12 protein-coding genes are annotated in these 15,231 nt (G+C 70.5%); 10 read left to right on the forward strand and 2 right to left on the reverse strand.

Annotation, left to right across the window (positions count from 1 at the left end):
* Positions 1-6 precede the first annotated feature (6 nt).
* The 3 genes from PK606_RS06185 to PK606_RS06195 all read left to right on the forward strand — a co-directional run bounded on the left by PK606_RS06185 (position 7) and on the right by PK606_RS06195 (position 3,637).
* Positions 7-978 carry a TAXI family TRAP transporter solute-binding subunit gene (locus PK606_RS06185; protein WP_324561789.1) on the forward strand — a complete coding sequence of 324 codons (972 nt, stop codon included), beginning with the start codon at positions 7-9 and terminating at the stop codon, positions 976-978.
* A 94-nt stretch (positions 979-1,072) separates the two neighbouring features.
* Positions 1,073-3,163 carry a TRAP transporter permease gene (locus PK606_RS06190; RefSeq protein ID WP_324561791.1) on the forward strand — a complete coding sequence of 697 codons (2,091 nt, stop codon included), beginning with the start codon at positions 1,073-1,075 and terminating at the stop codon, positions 3,161-3,163.
* Between the two features lie 9 nt (positions 3,164-3,172).
* On the forward strand, positions 3,173-3,637 hold the full coding sequence (locus PK606_RS06195; protein ID WP_324561793.1) for a DUF1850 domain-containing protein: 465 nt from the start codon (positions 3,173-3,175) through the stop codon (positions 3,635-3,637).
* Positions 3,638-3,646: 9 nt separating this feature from the next.
* Here the strand turns inward: PK606_RS06195 and PK606_RS06200 are convergent, their stop codons facing one another.
* The gene (locus PK606_RS06200; RefSeq protein ID WP_324561795.1) at positions 3,647-4,837 is read right to left on the reverse strand and encodes an aminoglycoside phosphotransferase family protein; all 1,191 of its coding nucleotides are present in this window, start codon (positions 4,835-4,837) and stop codon (positions 3,647-3,649) included.
* A gap of 146 nt (positions 4,838-4,983) precedes the next feature.
* Here PK606_RS06200 and PK606_RS06205 point away from each other — a divergent pair, with 146 nt between their 5' ends.
* The 3 genes from PK606_RS06205 to rsmA all read left to right on the forward strand — a co-directional run bounded on the left by PK606_RS06205 (position 4,984) and on the right by rsmA (position 9,920).
* Positions 4,984-7,287, forward strand: coding sequence for an LPS-assembly protein LptD (locus tag PK606_RS06205; protein WP_324561797.1), 2,304 nt, complete (start codon positions 4,984-4,986; stop codon positions 7,285-7,287).
* A 136-nt stretch (positions 7,288-7,423) separates the two neighbouring features.
* Positions 7,424-8,932: a peptidylprolyl isomerase gene (locus tag PK606_RS06210; protein ID WP_324561799.1), complete on the forward strand. Its 1,509-nt coding sequence runs from the start codon at positions 7,424-7,426 to the stop codon at positions 8,930-8,932.
* Between the two features lie 151 nt (positions 8,933-9,083).
* Entirely contained in the window at positions 9,084-9,920 is an 837-nt protein-coding gene (gene rsmA / locus PK606_RS06215) for a 16S rRNA (adenine(1518)-N(6)/adenine(1519)-N(6))-dimethyltransferase RsmA (protein ID WP_324561801.1), read from the forward strand.
* 222 nt (positions 9,921-10,142) lie between these two features.
* On the opposite strand, the gene PK606_RS06220 is transcribed toward rsmA, so the two are convergent.
* Positions 10,143-11,114: a tetratricopeptide repeat protein gene (locus PK606_RS06220; protein ID WP_324561803.1), complete on the reverse strand. Its 972-nt coding sequence runs from the start codon at positions 11,112-11,114 to the stop codon at positions 10,143-10,145.
* A gap of 152 nt (positions 11,115-11,266) precedes the next feature.
* Here PK606_RS06220 and purE point away from each other — a divergent pair, with 152 nt between their 5' ends.
* From purE to PK606_RS06240, 4 genes are all read left to right on the forward strand, one after another.
* Positions 11,267-11,761 (forward strand): 5-(carboxyamino)imidazole ribonucleotide mutase, encoded by a 495-nt coding sequence (purE, locus tag PK606_RS06225; RefSeq protein ID WP_324561805.1) that lies wholly within the window; start codon positions 11,267-11,269, stop codon positions 11,759-11,761.
* A gap of 79 nt (positions 11,762-11,840) precedes the next feature.
* On the forward strand, positions 11,841-13,040 hold the full coding sequence (locus tag PK606_RS06230; protein WP_324561807.1) for a 5-(carboxyamino)imidazole ribonucleotide synthase: 1,200 nt from the start codon (positions 11,841-11,843) through the stop codon (positions 13,038-13,040).
* A 173-nt stretch (positions 13,041-13,213) separates the two neighbouring features.
* Entirely contained in the window at positions 13,214-14,206 is a 993-nt protein-coding gene (locus PK606_RS06235) for an L-threonylcarbamoyladenylate synthase (RefSeq protein WP_324561809.1), read from the forward strand.
* 48 nt (positions 14,207-14,254) lie between these two features.
* Entirely contained in the window at positions 14,255-15,169 is a 915-nt protein-coding gene (locus PK606_RS06240) for an SGNH/GDSL hydrolase family protein (RefSeq protein WP_324561811.1), read from the forward strand.
* The last annotated feature ends 62 nt before the right edge of the window (positions 15,170-15,231 follow it).

Below are 15,231 nucleotides of genomic sequence, written 5' to 3' on the forward strand. Positions count from 1 at the left end.
TCGACCATGCAGTGGACGAAGAAGTTGACCCTGGGCCTGGGCGCCGGCCTGGCAGCCGGCCTGCTGGCCATGGGCGGCAGCGCGCTGGCGCAGAAGACCCAGTTCATCAACATCCTCACCGGCGGCCAGAGCGGCGTGTACTACCCGGTGGGCGTGGCGCTGTCGCAGCTGTTCGGCAAGGAGATTCCCGATGTGCGCTCGACCGCGCAGGTGACCCGGGCCTCGGCCGAGAACCTGAACCTGCTGCAGGCCGGCCGCGGCGAGCTGGCGCTGTCGCTGGGCGATGCGGTGGCCGACGCCTGGGCCGGCGACGCCGAGGCCGGCTTCAAGGAGCCGCTGAAGAACCTGCGCGGCTTTTCAGCCACCTACAACAATTACATCCAGATCGTCGCCAGCGAGGAATCGGGCATCAAGACCCTGGCCGACCTGAAGGGCAAGCGGGTCTCGGTCGGCGCCGCCAAGTCCGGCACCGAGCTGAACGCGCGCGCCATCTTCAAGGCCGCGGGCCTGTCGTACAAGGACTTGTCGAAGACCGAATATCTGCCGTTCGGCGAGTCGGTCGAGCTGATCAAGAACCGCCAGCTCGATGCCACGCTGCAGTCGGCCGGCCTGGGCGTGGCCTCGATCCGTGACCTGGCCAGCGCGGTGAAGATCCGCATCGTGCCGGTGCCCAAGAGCGTGGTCGAGAAGGTCGGCAGCGCCGCCTACGTGCCGGCGATCATCCCGGCCAACACCTATGGCGGCCAGGGCGAGGACGTGGAAACCGCCGCCATCCCCAACTTCCTCATCACCCATTCCAAGGTACCCGACGAGCTGGTCTACCAGATGGCCAAGGCCATGTACGGCAACCTCGACACCCTGTACGCGGCGCACAACGCGGTCCGGACGATCAAGCTGGAACGGGCGGCGACCGGCATGCCGGTGCCGCTGCACCCTGGTGCCGAGCGCTTCTACCGCGAAGCCGGCGTGCTCAAGTGATGCATGGCTGACATGCGCTGAATGAGAAGACCGGCGCCAGACGCCGGTCTTTTTGTGTCCAAGCACGCTGCCTGTGCGCCAGGGAACCAAGCCCATGAGCCAAACCACCGAAGGGGCCACGCCCACGAGCGCGACGCCCGGCATTGCCGACGCCCTGCCGCTGCCCAAGCACGACCAGCTGCAATGGCGCACCGCGGTGTTCTGGGTGGCGCTGGCGTTTTCCAGCTTCCAGGTCATCACCGCGGCCTTCAGCCCGCTGCCGAGCCAGGTCGTGCGCGCCATGCACGTGGGCTTCGTGCTGCTGATGATCTTTCTGATGCACCCCGGCTTCAGCAAGCAGGGCGCCGACGCGCGCTGGAAAGTCGCCGGCTGGGTGCTCGGCCTGGCGGGTTTCGCTACCGGCATCTACCAGTGGGTGTTCGAGGCCGACCTGACGCACCGCGCCGGCGAGCTGACGCAGGCCGACTGGGTGGTCGGCTTCGTGCTGCTCGCGCTGGTGTTCGAGGCTGCGCGCCGCGTCATGGGCTGGGCGCTGTTCATCGTCTGCGCGCTGTTCCTGGCGTATGGCATCTGGGGCCAGTACCTGCCGGGGCAGCTGCAGCACCGTGGCTACGGCCTGGACCAGATCATCGGCACGCTCTCGTTCGGCACCGAGGGCATCTACGGCACGCCGACCTACGTGTCGTCGAGCTACATCTTCCTGTTCATCCTGTTCGGCGCCTTCCTCGAGCAGGCCGGCATGATCCGCCTGTTCACCGATTTCGCCATGGGCACGGTGGGCCACACGCGCGGCGGCCCGGCCAAGGTGGCGGTGATCTCGTCGGGCCTGATGGGCACGATCAACGGCTCCGGCGTCGCCAACGTGGTGACCACCGGCCAGTTCACCATCCCGATGATGAAGCGCTTCGGCTATTCGCCGGCGTTCGCCGGCGGCGTCGAGGCGACCTCGAGCATGGGCGGGCAGATCATGCCGCCGGTGATGGGGGCGGTGGCCTTCATCATGGCCGAGACGCTCAACATCCCTTACGTCGAGGTCTGCAAGGCCGCGGCGATCCCGGCCATCCTGTATTTCGCCACCGCCTTCTGGGTGGTGCACCTGGAAGCCGGGCGCCGCAACCTGCTCGGCCTGCCGAAGGAGGAATGCCCCAATCCCTGGACGGCCGTGAAGCGCCAGTGGTTCCTGCTGATCCCGCTGATCGGCCTGGTGGTGCTGCTGTTCTCGGGCTACACGCCGCTGTTCTCCGGCACCGTGGGCCTGGGCCTGACGGCGATCCTGATCTTCGCCGCCGCCTGCATGACCGGTGTGCGCGGCACCGCGCTGCGCATCGTGTTCTGGGTGCTGCTCGGCATCGCCACGGCCGGTTTCTTCCAGCTCGGCGTGGTGGTGTTCTTCGTGCTGGTGGCCCTGCTGGTCGCGCTCACCTACGTGCTGCGTACCGGGCAGGACGCGCGCCGGCTGGCGGTGCAGTCGATGGTCGACGGCGCCCAGCTGTCGCTGTCGGTAGCGATTGCCTGCGCACTGGTGGGGGTGATCATCGGCGTCATCAACCTGACCGGCGTGGCCGCCGAGCTGGGCGGCCAGATCATCGCGCTGGGCCAGAACAACCTGCTGGTGGCGCTGATGCTGACCATGCTGATCTGCCTGGTGCTGGGCATGGGCATCCCGACCATCCCCAACTACATCATCACCAGCTCGCTGGCGGCGCCGATCCTGCTGCAGCTCGACGTGCCGCTGCTGGTGTCGCACATGTTCGTGTTCTATTTCGGCATCATGGCCGACCTGACGCCGCCGGTGGCGCTGGCGGCCTTCGCGGCGGCGCCGATCGCGCGTGAATCGCCGATGAAGATCGGCGTCAACGCGGTGCGGGTGGCCATCGCCGGCTTCATCCTGCCCTACATGGCGGTCTACGCGCCGGCGCTGATGCTGCTGGGCGACAGCTGGAGCGCCACCGCCTACGTGGTGGCCAAGGCGCTGCTGGCGATCGGCCTGTGGGGCGCGGCGACCATCGGCTACCTGCTGTCGCCGCTCAACTGGGCCGAGCGCGTCTATGCCTTCGTTGCGGCCAGCTTCCTGGTGGTGGCGACGCCGTGGACCGATGACGTCGGCTTCGCCGCCACCGCGCTGCTGGTGCTGTGGCACGTCTGGCGCACGCGCCGGCGGCGGCAGCGCGCGGTGCTGGCCTGAGGGCCGTGCATGGGCGCGGCGGTGCTGGGTGTCTGCCTGGCCCTGGCGGCCAGCCTGCCGCCCGGCGCCGAGTTCGCCGATCCGCCGGCCGCGGCTGGCACGGTGACGGTGCGCTTCGTGCCGCAGGCGCGCTTCACGCTCGCCTGGACGCACTCGATCGAGAAGACGCGCTGGGAGGAGGACTACCGCATCGAGCAGCCGGCGAGCGGGCCGCCCGCGCTGGTGCTGGAGCGCGCCCGCATCCGCGGCAGCGGCGCCGGCATGGAGCCGCCCGCCGGTGCCGTGCTGCGCCAGGGCTGGTACGAGTATGTGCCGCGCACACAGCCGCGCGGCGCCTTGCGGCTCAGCCGCGCGCCCTATGTCGCCGACTACGAATGGTGCGACAGCGGGGATTGCCGCCCGCTGGGCGACTGGCTGGCCTCCGATGGTGGCGTGACGCTGTTGTGGGCGTGCCAGGGCCGGGCCGGCACCTGAGCGCTGGCGTCAGACGCGCCCGAATGCCCAGCCGCTGGCCGCCTCGGTGCCCTCGACCTGGTCGATCAGCCGCAGCAGCGGCGCCAGTTCGCGGTAGCGCCCGGCCGTGTGCCGGATGTAGCCAATGAAGCGCGGCGCATCCGCCAGGTACTTCGGCTTGCCGTCGCGCAGCGTCAGGCGGGCGAAGATGCCGGCCACCTTCAGGTGGCGCTGCAGGCCCATCCATTCGACCGCGCGCCAGAAGCTGCCGAAATCCTGGTGCCAGTCCTCGTAGTCGAGCAGGCCCAGCTTGCGCGCGCGTTCCCAGTAGCGCACTGTGATGTCGAGCACGAACGCCTCGTCCCAGCTCAGGAAGGCGTCGCGCATCAGGCTGGCGATGTCGTAGCTGACGGGGCCGTACACCGCGTCCTGGAAGTCGAGCACGCCGAGAATTGGTGCCCCCACGCTCCGCACTGGCGTGTCTGTGCTGCCCCCCGAGGGGGCGCTCGCCGCCTTGGGGCGGCCCGACGGCGGTTCGGGCCGGCCCGGTGGCACCATCAGGTTCCGCGGCATGAAGTCACGGTGCACGTACACCATCGGCGCGGCCAGGTTGCGTGCGACGATCAGATCGAACGTCTGCTCCAGGATCCCGCGTAGCGTGCCCTCGACTGCGACGCCGCGGTGCCGCGCCAGGTACCAGTCGGGGAACAGCGCCAGTTCGCGCCGCAGCAGCGCCTCGTCGTAGGGCGGCAGCTGGCCGGGCTTCGAGGCCTGCTGCCAGGCCAGCAGCACGTCCAGCGCGGCCTCGTACAGCGGGCGGTTGGCCTCGGGCCGGTCGCGGTCGATCACCTCCATCATGGTCTGCCGGCCCAGGTCGGTCAGCAGCATGAAGCCCTGCGGTTCATCCCAGTCGAGCACCTCGGGCGCGTGCAGGCCGGCATCCCGCATCAGGCCGGCGACGTGCACGAAGGGCGCGCAGCTTTCCAGCGCCGGCGGTGCGTCCATGATGATGCGCGTGACACCGCCCAGCGTGTCGATGCGCAGGTAGCGCCGGAAGCTGGCATCGGCCGAGGCCACGCGCAGGCTGGCGGGCTCGAGTTGCTGCGCTGCGGCGATGCGCGCCAGCCACTCGTCAAAGGCGGCGTGGCGCGCCGGGTTGGCCCAGCGGACTGCGGTGGCGCCAGGTTCGGACGCGGAAACAGGGGAACTGGCGGCGCTCATGGATAATCGATTCTAGAGCGTGCCAGGCATCGGCTGTGCGCGTTGATCCGACCTTTTCCGCCGTGCACGTCCCGTCGTCTCCACCCCTGCGGTCCCGCGCGCGCCCATCTCGATGGCCGCTGGCGCGGCGCCCGCTTGCGGTGGCCGTGCTGGTGCTGCTGGCGGGCGGCGCCAGCGCGCAGACGCCGGCGCCGCTGCAGCTGCGCGCCACGCCGATGCTGGCCGAGCAGCTGCCGCAGGGCGCGTCGCTGCCCTCGTTCATCAGCGGCGAGCGCATCACCGGCCGCACCGAACTGGAGACCGTCATCGAAGGCGATGCCGAGTTGCGCCGGCCCGGCCTGAGCCTGCGCGCCGATGAACTGCGCCACGACCAGTCGACCGACATTGCCACCGTGCACGGCGAGGTGCGCGTGAATGCGCGCGGCGACCGCTACACCGCCACCGAGGGCCAGCTGCAGATCGATGCCTTCGAGGGCTTCTTCCTGCAGCCGAGCTACCGGTTCCTGGCGACCGGCGCGCACGGCAGCGCGGAGCGCGTCGAGCTGCACGACGCCGACCGCGCCACCGTGCTGCAGGGCACCTACACCACCTGCCGGATCGACCAGCCCGACGCGCTGCCGGACTGGATCCTGCGCGCCGAGCGGCTGGAACTCGACCAGGAAAGCGACGAAGGCTATGCCGAGGGCGCGGTGCTGGAATTCAAGGGCGTGCCGATCCTGCCGGTGCCGGCGATCAGCTTCCCCTTGAGCGACCGGCGCAAGTCGGGCTGGCTGCCGCCCACCATCGGGCTCGACAACAAGAGCGGGCTGGATCTGTCGGTGCCCTACTACTGGAACATCGCGCCGAATCGCGACGCCACCTTCACGCCCGGCCTGATGCTGCGCCGCGGCGCCGACCTGTCGAGCGAGTTCCGCTACCTGGAGAACAACTACCACGGCCAGGTGCTGGCCCATGTGATGCCGAACGACCGGCTGCGCGACCGCGAGCGCTGGGGCCTGTTCGCGCGCCACAGCGGGCATTACGACATCCAGGCCGGCGGCATCGGCGGCGTCGGCCTGGGGCTCAACCTGAACCGGGTCAGCGACAACGACTACTGGCGCGACTTCAGCCGCAAGGGTCTGTCGCTGACCACGCGCCTGCTGGCCAGCGACGGCTCGCTGACCTGGTCGCGCGGCGACTTCGCGCTGGCGGCGCGCGCACTCAAGTGGCAGACGCTGCAGGACGTCAACGCCCCCATCGTCCCGCCCTACGACCGGCTGCCGCAGCTCACGGGCCGCTGGAGCAAGATCAACGACCGGGGCTTCGACTATTCGATCGATGCCGACTACACGCGCTTCCGCGCCGACCGCTTCTGGACCCGCCAGCCGAACGCCGACCGTGGCGTGCTGCACGCGCAGCTGTCGCACCCGTTCACCCGGCCCTGGGGCTTCCTGGTGCCCAAGGCGCAGCTGCACGCCACCGGCTACCGTTTCGACGGGCCGCTGTCGAACGGCGCCAGCTCGGCCAGCCGCGTGCTGCCGACGCTGAGCCTGGACAGCGGCCTGGTGTTCGAACGCCCGGCCAGCTACTTCGGCCGCGCCTTCACGCAGACGCTGGAGCCGCGCCTGATGTACGTCTACACGCCGTACCGCGACCAGAGCCGGCTGCCCAACTACGACTCGGGCCTGTACGACTTCAACTTCGCCACCATCTGGTCCGAGAACGCGTTTGCCGGCCACGACCGCATCGTCGACAACAACCTCGTCACCGCCGGCCTGACCACCCGCCTGCTCGACCCCGACAGCGGCGCCGAGGCGGTGCGGCTGGGCATCGCGCAGCGCTACCGCTTCTCGGGCCAGCAGGTGGTGCTGCCCGGCGGCACGCCGACCGCGGCCGGCTGGTCGGACATCATGCTGGGCGCCTCGATCGGCTGGGACCCGCGCTGGTCCTTCGACACCGTGGTGCAGTACAACCCCGACACCAAGCGCTCGACCCGCACCACCATCCAGGCGCGCTGGATGCCGGGACCATTCCGCACCCTGAGCGCGGCCTACCGCCACCAGCGCGACCTGAAAAGCGAACACCTCGACGTCGGCTGGCAGTGGCCGCTGGGCGATCTCGCCGCAGGCCGCTCCGAACTCGGCACCACGCGCTCGGCCAGCGGTGGCGGCAGCTGCAGCGGCCGCTGGTACAGCGTCGGCCGGCTCAACTACAGTCTGCGCGACAGCAAGGTGGTCGACGCCATCCTGGGTCTCGAATACGATGCCGGCTGCTGGATCGGGCGTGTCGTGTTCGAGCAACTGCACAGCTCGACCAGCTCGGCCACCCGGCGCATCATGTTCCAGCTGGAACTGGTCGGCCTGTCGCGCCTGGGCAGCAACCCGCTTAGTACGCTGCGCAACCACATTCCGCGTTATCAATATCTGCGGCAGGAAGTCACGCCGCCGAGCCGCTTCACGACGTATGACTAAATCCTCTGAGTTGCTGCGCGCCCGCCCCGCTGACCGGGCGACGCCACGGGTGGCCGGCGCCGATGCGGCCACCGCGGTCGCTAGTCCGGTGTCCCCGGCACCCGGAGCGGCCGCCGGACGATTGAGGAGAAACACGATGCCCGGCCTTCTTTTCCGCGTCGTCGCCGCACGCTGGCTGTTCCTGCCGCTGGCGTGTGTGGCGCTGGCCCTGCCGGCGCAGGCGCAGACCACCACCAAGCAGACCCAGCCCGCCACCAAGCGTGCCAGGCCGGCCGCCAAGAAGCCGCCGGCCAAGGCGCCGGCACGCAAGCCCGCGCCGGAGGCGGCACCCGCGGCCGCACCGGCCGCCACCGCATCGGCAGCGGCACCCGTGTCGGCCCCGGCGCCGAAGCCGGTCAGCAGCGCGCCGCGCGAGGCCGACTTCATCGTCGCCGTGGTCAACACCGAACCGCTGACCAACCACGAGGTGCGTGCCCGCATGGCGCGCGCGCAGCGCCAGCTGGCCGAGCGCAGCATGAGCGCGCCGCCCAGCGATCAGCTGCGCAAGGAAATGCTCGAGCGCCTGATCGCCGAGCGCGCGCAACTGCAGTACGCGCGCGAGATCGGCCTGAAGGTCGACGAGGCTGCGCTGGCGCAGGCCGAACTGGCGATCGCGCGCCAGAACCAGCTCGACTCGATCGAGGAGTTGCACCGCCGCGTGCAGCAGGAAGGCCTGACGGTGGCCGAGTTCCGCGCCGACGTGCGCAACCAGGTGCTGCTGGCGCGGCTGCGCGAGCGCGAGATCGAGCCCAAGCTGAAGGTGACCGATGCCGAGGTCGAGGCCTATATCCGCGAGCAGACCGGCGCCCGCACCGGCACCGTGGACCTGAACCTGGCGATGATCCTGGTCGCCGTGCCGGAGGACAGCAGCGCCGCCGACACCGCCCGCCTGCAGGCGCGCGCCGCCGAGGTGGTGCGCCGTGCCCGCGCCGGCGAGGACTTCGCCCAGCTGGCGCTGGAGTTCTCCGACGCCAACAACCGCGGCCGTGACGGCGGCGTGCTCGGCCTGCGCGCGGCCGACCGCTATCCCGAGCTGTTCGTGCAGAGCACCGAGCGGGCGCGCGTCGGCGAGATCGTCGGGCCGGTCAGGTCGGCAGCCGGATTCCACGTGCTGAAGGTGCTCGAGCGCAAGCAGAACAAGGAGCTGCCGGAGGTGCGGATCCCGCAGACGCGGGCGCGCCACATCCTGCTGCGGGTTGGGCCGACACAGGGCGAACAGGTCGCGCGCGATCGGGCGGCTGACTTCAAGCGCCGCATCCAGGCTGGCCAGGCCAGCTTCGAGGAACTGGCGCGGCAGTACTCGCAGGACGACAGCGCCCAGGACGGCGGTGACCTGGGCTGGGCCAACCCGGGCCAGTTCACGCCGGAGTTCGAGCGCGCCATGAACAGCCTCGACGTGCGCCAGGTCAGCGATCCGGTGGTGACCCGCTTCGGTGTCCATCTGATCCGCGTGGACGACCGGCGTGAGCAAGTGCTCACTGATGCCGAGCAGCGCCTGCTGGCGCGCAACATGTTGCGCGAGCGCAAGGCGCAGGAAGCCTTCGAGACCTGGGCGCAGGAAGTGCGCGGGCGCGCCTACGTCGAGTACCGGGATCCTCCGAGATGACGTTCACCCCCAGGCTCCACTGGCTTCGCCATGTTGCGCCTCCCCCCTCACCGGGGGCGCTCCCAGCGGCCGGGCAAAGCCCGCTCCGCGGGAGCACTGGCATGGCCTGCTCCGCGGCCTTCGGATTCGGTGGTGCCGCTGCCCGGCGCGCATGAAGCACATCCCGCGCAAGCGCTTCGGTCAGCATTTCCTGGCCGATCCGGCGATCGTCGACGCCATCGTGCGCGCCATCGACCCCAGGCCGGGGCAGGCGATGGTGGAGATCGGCCCCGGCCTGGCGGCGCTGACGCAACCGCTGGTCGAGCGGCTGGGCCGGCTGACGGTGATCGAACTCGACCGCGACCTGGCGGCGCGGCTGCGCGCGCATCCGCAGCTCGAGGTGATCGAGGCCGACGTGCTGAAGGTGGATTTCGGCGAGCTCGCCATGAGCACCAGAGAAGCAGCCGCAGCGCGAAGTCATCTCAGGCAAGGCGCGATCCCCATGGTGGGGGGCGAATCACGTGCAGCCGGGAGCACGGGTGCGCTGCGGGTCGTCGGCAACCTGCCCTACAACATCTCGACGCCGATCCTGTTCCACCTGCTGCCGTTCGCGGCGCAGGTCGCGGACCAGCACTTCATGCTGCAGAAGGAAGTGATCGACCGCATGGTGGCGGCGCCGTCCACCGCTGACTACGGGCGCCTGTCGGTGATGCTGCAGTGGCGCTACGCGATGGAAAGCGTGCTGTTCGTGCCGCCCGAGGCTTTCGAGCCGCCGCCCCGCGTCGATTCCGCCGTGGTGCGCATGGTCCCGCGCGCCGGCTTCGCGCCGCTCGACGTCGCCGCGTTCTCCGAACTGGTGCAGGTGGCCTTCAGCCAGCGCCGCAAGCTGCTGCGCCACACGCTCGGCAAGTGGCTGGCTGCGCGCGGCTTCGAGGGCGACTTCGATGTGCAGCGCCGCGCCGAGGAGGTGCCGGTGGACGAATACATCGCGCTGGCGCAATCGATCTGAGCGCCACTCCAACGCCGAGAAAGGACTGCGCAGCAAGCCCGCGAGAGGCCACGGAGCAGGCCAGTCCAGCGACGGCCGTGGAGCGGGCTGGGCCCGGCCCACTGGCGGCGTCCCCCTCGGGGCTGAGGCTCGCGGCTCCAAGCCTGCCTGCGCAGGCTTGGACGTGCCGAAGAGCCGCCGCCTCTGGCGGCGAGCCCGTGGCGCGTCAGCGCCTCAGGGGGATCAGTTGAGGGCCATCGACAGCTTGCGCCGGTAGCTCGACAGCATTTCCAGCAGCGGATCCTGCGCCGCGCTCGCGGCCTTGCCGGTCAGTTCGATGCCGCCGCTGCTCTTGCCGCCGGCGCCGGCGCTCGGCTTGGGCGGCGGTGGCGTCAGCAGCTCCAGGATGGCGACGTAGGTCTTGCGCGCGGCCTCGTCGTTCCACTTCTTGTCGCGCATGATGATTTCCAGCAGTTCGTCCATGCTGGCGGTCCACTGGCCTTCGGCCATCAGCGCGCGCGCCTTGGCGAAGCGCAGCTCGAAGTCGCGCCTGTTCTCGGCGATGGCGGCGTCGAACTGCTCCACCGGCCAGTTGCCGCGCTCGTCCTGGTGCACGAACTCGATCGCCTGCAGCCAGCGGTGCAGGGCGTCGAAGCGCAGCGGCAGCGGCTCGCGCCGCATCGGTTCTTCCAGCGTGGCGGCGGCTTCCTCCAGCGCGCCGGTGGCGATCAGCAGGCGCGCATAGTCGGCGCGCGCGTCGTCGTTGCCGGGGTCCTGCGCCAGCGCCTCGGCCAGCTTGGCCAGCGCGGCGTCGGTGTCGCCGGATTCGAGCAGGGCGCTGGCCTGGTCCAGCTCGGCTTCGGCCGCCAGCTCGCCTTCGCTCGGCACGTGCTTGTCGAGAAACTGGCGGATCGTGCCGGCTGGCTGCGCGCCGACGAAGGCATCGACCGGCTGGCCCTTCACGAACATCACGCACAGCGGAATGCTGCGCGTGCCCAGCATCTGCGACAGCTGGCCCGAGATCTCGGGCACCTTGTCGGCGTCGAGCTTGGCCAGCACGAAGCGCCCTTCGTACTCGGTCTCGAGTTGCTCCAGCACCGGGCCGAGCTGCTTGCACGGGCCGCACCATTCGGCCCACACGTCCAGCAGCACGGGCGTTTGCATGGAGGTCTTGAGCACCTCGGCTTCGAAGTTTTGCAGGGTGATGTCGATCATGGGCGTTATCTGCGGGCAAAATCAGGGAAAACCAACACCATTGTGCAGGATATGAAATTTCCCCTGAGTTGCATCGCGCCTTCGCACCCAAGGGGGAATGCAGTCAACGGCCGTGCCAGGCTCACGACCCGGTTTTTCGAGGAGATCTCCCAATGACATCGTCGCCCGTGATCGGCGTCGTCATGGGTTCCAGCAGCGACTGGGACACCATGCAGCACGCGGTCCAGCTGCTCGAGCAGTTCGGCGTGCCGCACGAGGCGCGCGTGGTGTCGGCGCACCGCATGCCGGACGACATGTTCGCCTACGCCGAAGGCGCGGCCGGGCGCGGCCTGAAGGCCATCATCGCAGGTGCCGGCGGCGCCGCCCACCTGCCCGGCATGCTGGCGGCCAAGACCACGGTGCCGGTGCTGGGCGTGCCGGTGGCCTCGCGCCACCTGCAGGGCGTCGATTCGCTGCACAGCATCGTGCAGATGCCGCGCGGCGTGCCGGTGGCGACCTTCGCCATCGGCGCCGCCGGCGCCGCCAATGCGGCGCTGTTCGCCGTCGCGCTGCTGGCCAATGAGGATGCCGCGCTGCGCCGGCAGCTGGAGCAGTTCCGCGCCGAGCAGACCGCGGCCGCGCGTGCCATGACGCTGCCCCCGGCCTGAATGCTTGATTGAACGCCGGCACCAGGACTTCGCTGCCGGCGCAGACTGTTTCGCCATTGCACCACTGAGCCACCATCGCATGCCCACTTCCCTGCCCCTGCTGCCCGGCAGCGTGATCGACGATCGGCCGGCCATGCTCGGCGTGCTCGGTGGCGGCCAGCTCGGCCGCATGTTCGTGCATGCGGCGCAGTCGCTGGGCTACGAGACGGTGGTGCTCGACCCGGACCGCCACAGCCCGGCCGGGCGCATCAGCCACCACTTCATCGAGGCCGACTACCGTGATGCCGACGCGCTGCGCGAACTGGCGGCGCGCGCGCTGGCGGTGACCACCGAGTTCGAGAACGTGCCGGCCGAGTCGCTGGCCGAGCTGGCGCTCAAGCGCCCGGTGGCGCCGGCGGCCGAGGCGGTGGCGATCGCGCAGGACCGCATTCGCGAGAAGGCGCACTTCACCCGCTGCGCCGAACGCAGCGGCGTGGCGCCGGCGCCGTATGCGGCGATCGAGCGCGAGGCCGACCTGGCGGCGGTGCCCGACGCGCTACTGCCGGGCATTCTGAAGGCCGCGCGCCTGGGCTACGACGGCAAGGGCCAGGCGCGCGTGACCACGCGGGGCGAGCTGGCGGCGGCCTGGCAGGGTATGGGCAGCGTCGCCTGCGTGCTCGAGCAGTTGCTGCCGCTGGCCTGTGAATGCTCGGTGATCGTGGCGCGCGGACGCGACGGCCAGATCGTGCACCTGCCGGTGCAACGCAACCTGCACCGCAACGGCATCCTGGCCGCCACCGAGGTCTACGACGGCAACCTGCCCGCGGCCACCGCCGAGCAGGCGCGCGCGGCCACCATCCGCATCGCGCAGGAGCTGGACTACGTCGGCGTGCTGTGCGTCGAGTACTTCGTGCTGCAGGACGGCCGGCTGGTGGTCAACGAGATGGCGCCGCGCCCCCACAACAGCGGCCACTACACGGTGGATGCCTGCGATGCCTCGCAGTTCGACCTGCAGGTGCGCGCGCTGGCCGGCCTGCCGCTGGTGCAGCCGCGCCAGCACAGCGCCGCCATCATGCTCAACCTGCTGGGCGACCTGTGGCTCGACGGCGCGGGCGGCCTGCGCAGCCTGCCCTGGTCACAGGTGCTGGCGCTGCCCGGTGCGCACCTGCACCTGTACGGCAAGACCGAGGCGAGGGCGGGGCGCAAGATGGGCCACCTGACCTTCACCGCGCCGGACGCCGCCAGCGTGCGCGAGCGGTCGCTGGCGGCTGCGGCGCTGCTGGGGATCGAGGCGTTCTAGATGGCGTTCCCGTTGAGGGGCTTTGCGCCCCGGCTCCAAGAGGACCAGGCCAGTGCCTGGCGCCGGTCCGGCAGCGACGCGCGCCGGCTGGGCTTGATTCGAGGCCTTTCCGGGACTGCTTCACGTCTTGAGAAAGGTTTCGAAATGGCCCACCGCCCGGGTCGATCGGTGCCATGATCGTCGACGGCACGCTGCCGGACAGCATCGAGCGCGCCGCCGCCGCGCTGGCGGCGGGGCAACTGGTCGGGCTGCCGACCGAAACCGTCTACGGTCTGGCCGCCGATGCCGGCAATGATGCGGCGGTGCGCGCCATCTTCGCCGCCAAGGGCCGGCCGGCCGACCATCCGCTGATCGTGCACGTCGGCGGTCCGGCCCAGGTGGCGCGCTTTGCCGCCACCGTACCCGACTTCGCGCAGGCGCTGATCGATGCCTTCTGGCCCGGCCCGCTGACGCTGATCCTGCCGCGCCGCGCCGGCGTGGCCGGGCTTGCCGCCGGCGGGCAGGGCACGATCGGCCTGCGCTGCCCCTCGCATCCGGTCGCGCAGGCGCTGCTGGCGGCCTGCGCATCGCGTGGCGTCGACGGCCTGGCGGCGCCCAGCGCGAACCGCTTCGGCCGCGTCAGCCCGACCACGGCGGTGCACGTGGCGGCCGAGTTCGGTGACGGACTGCTGGTGCTCGACGGCGGTCCGTGCCAGGTCGGCATCGAGTCCAGCATCGTCGACTGCACGCGCGGCGCGCCAGTGCTGCTGCGGCCGGGCCAGCTCGGGCGCGCCGAGATCGAGCGCGTCGCCGGCCAGCGCCTGCGCTCCAACGACGAGCTGGCCACGCCCGATCCACGCGCCTCCGGCACGCTGGCTTCGCATTACGCGCCGCGCGCCCGGCTGCGCCTGATGGATGCGGCCGAACTGCGCGCGGCGCTGCAGGTGATCGGCACCGACGCCGCGCCGCTGGCGGTGTGGGCGCGCACGCCCCTGCGGCCCACGCCGGGCGTGCTGCTGCAGCGGTCCATGCCACAAGATGCCGAGGCGGCGGCGCGCGAGCTGTTTGCCGTACTGCGCCAATTCGACGCTGCTGGAGCCGAGCTGATCTGGGTCGAGACGCCGCCCGACACACCGGCCTGGGAGGGCGTGCGCGACCGCCTGCGGCGCGCCGCCGCCGCGGATTGACGCGGCGGCGGTCGTTAAACTACGGCACCAATCCTTGGAGATGTGCTCATGATTGCTTCCTGGTCCCGCCGCGCCGCGCTGGCGCTGGCCTGTGCCGGCGCCGCCGCCCTGCTTGCCGCCTGCGGCTCCGGCTCGGTGGTGTCCGACCTGACGCCCAAGCGCTTCATCTCGGTCGGCGACGGTTTTGCCGACGTCGGGCAGAACGGGCACCGCTACACCGTCAACGACGGCTCGCTGAACTGGCTGCAGCAGCTGGCCGCGCATTACAAGTTGACGCTGGAGCCGGCGTCGGCCGGCGGTTTCGGCTACGCCCAGGGCCATGCCCGCATCGACAGCCCGGATAGCCGCAGCGGCACCAACGCGCCCAGCGTCCGGCAGCAGATCGACACCTTGCTGGCGCGCACCAGCTTCGTCGACGGCGACGTGATGGTGCTCGGTGGCGGCATCGCCGACGTCGTGGCAGCGGTCGAGGCGACCGGCATCTCGGACGCCAGCACCCAGGCGGTGCAGGATGCCGGCAGGGCGCTGGCCGCCCAGGTGCGGCGGGTGGTGCAGGCTGGCGCGCGGCACGTGGTGGTGACCGGCGTCTACAACCTCGGCAGCACGCCCTGGGCGCGCGGCATGGACCGGGAGGGTGACATCGAGCGCCTGTCCATCGCGTTCAACGACGCACTGCTGGTCGGCATCGTGGACCTGTGGGACAACGTGCTCTACCTCGATTCGGCGCTGTTCTTCAACCTGATCTACAACAAGCCCGACAACTATCCGATCGACAACGCCAAGGATCCCGTCTGCACCACGCCGGATGCCAACACCTGCACGCCGGCGACGCTGCGCGCCGGGGCCGACTACAACCGCTGGATGTTCGCCGATGCGCTGTACCTGACGCCGGCGGTGCAGCGCCTGTTCATGAACGACGACTACGTCGAGAGCGGATACCGGCGCTTCAAGGACCGCTGGTAAGGCCGCGTCGGTCGGCGCATACGAGAAAAGCCGGGTCGATGCCCGGCTTTTTCCTTGTTCGC

The sequence above is a fragment of the Ottowia sp. genome (genome assembly GCF_035444425.1).
GTDB lineage: Bacteria > Pseudomonadota > Gammaproteobacteria > Burkholderiales > Burkholderiaceae_C > Ottowia.

Bases quoted from the DNA above. Each gene is read 5' to 3' on its own strand.
- purE (WP_324561805.1), top strand. From the start codon at position 11,267: ATGACATCGTCGCCCGTGATCGGCGTCGTCATGGGTTCCAGCAGCGAC.
- PK606_RS06185 (WP_324561789.1), top strand. From the start codon at position 7: ATGCAGTGGACGAAGAAGTTGACCCTGGGCCTGGGCGCCGGCCTGGCA.
- PK606_RS06240 (WP_324561811.1), top strand. From the start codon at position 14,255: ATGATTGCTTCCTGGTCCCGCCGCGCCGCGCTGGCGCTGGCCTGTGCC.
- PK606_RS06190 (WP_324561791.1), top strand. From the start codon at position 1,073: ATGAGCCAAACCACCGAAGGGGCCACGCCCACGAGCGCGACGCCCGGC.
- PK606_RS06210 (WP_324561799.1), top strand. From the start codon at position 7,424: ATGCCCGGCCTTCTTTTCCGCGTCGTCGCCGCACGCTGGCTGTTCCTG.
- PK606_RS06195 (WP_324561793.1), top strand. From the start codon at position 3,173: ATGGGCGCGGCGGTGCTGGGTGTCTGCCTGGCCCTGGCGGCCAGCCTG.
- PK606_RS06200 (WP_324561795.1), bottom strand. From the start codon at position 4,837: ATGAGCGCCGCCAGTTCCCCTGTTTCCGCGTCCGAACCTGGCGCCACC.
- PK606_RS06235 (WP_324561809.1), top strand. From the start codon at position 13,214: ATGATCGTCGACGGCACGCTGCCGGACAGCATCGAGCGCGCCGCCGCC.
- PK606_RS06220 (WP_324561803.1), bottom strand. From the start codon at position 11,114: ATGATCGACATCACCCTGCAAAACTTCGAAGCCGAGGTGCTCAAGACC.
- rsmA (WP_324561801.1), top strand. From the start codon at position 9,084: ATGAAGCACATCCCGCGCAAGCGCTTCGGTCAGCATTTCCTGGCCGAT.
- PK606_RS06230 (WP_324561807.1), top strand. From the start codon at position 11,841: ATGCCCACTTCCCTGCCCCTGCTGCCCGGCAGCGTGATCGACGATCGG.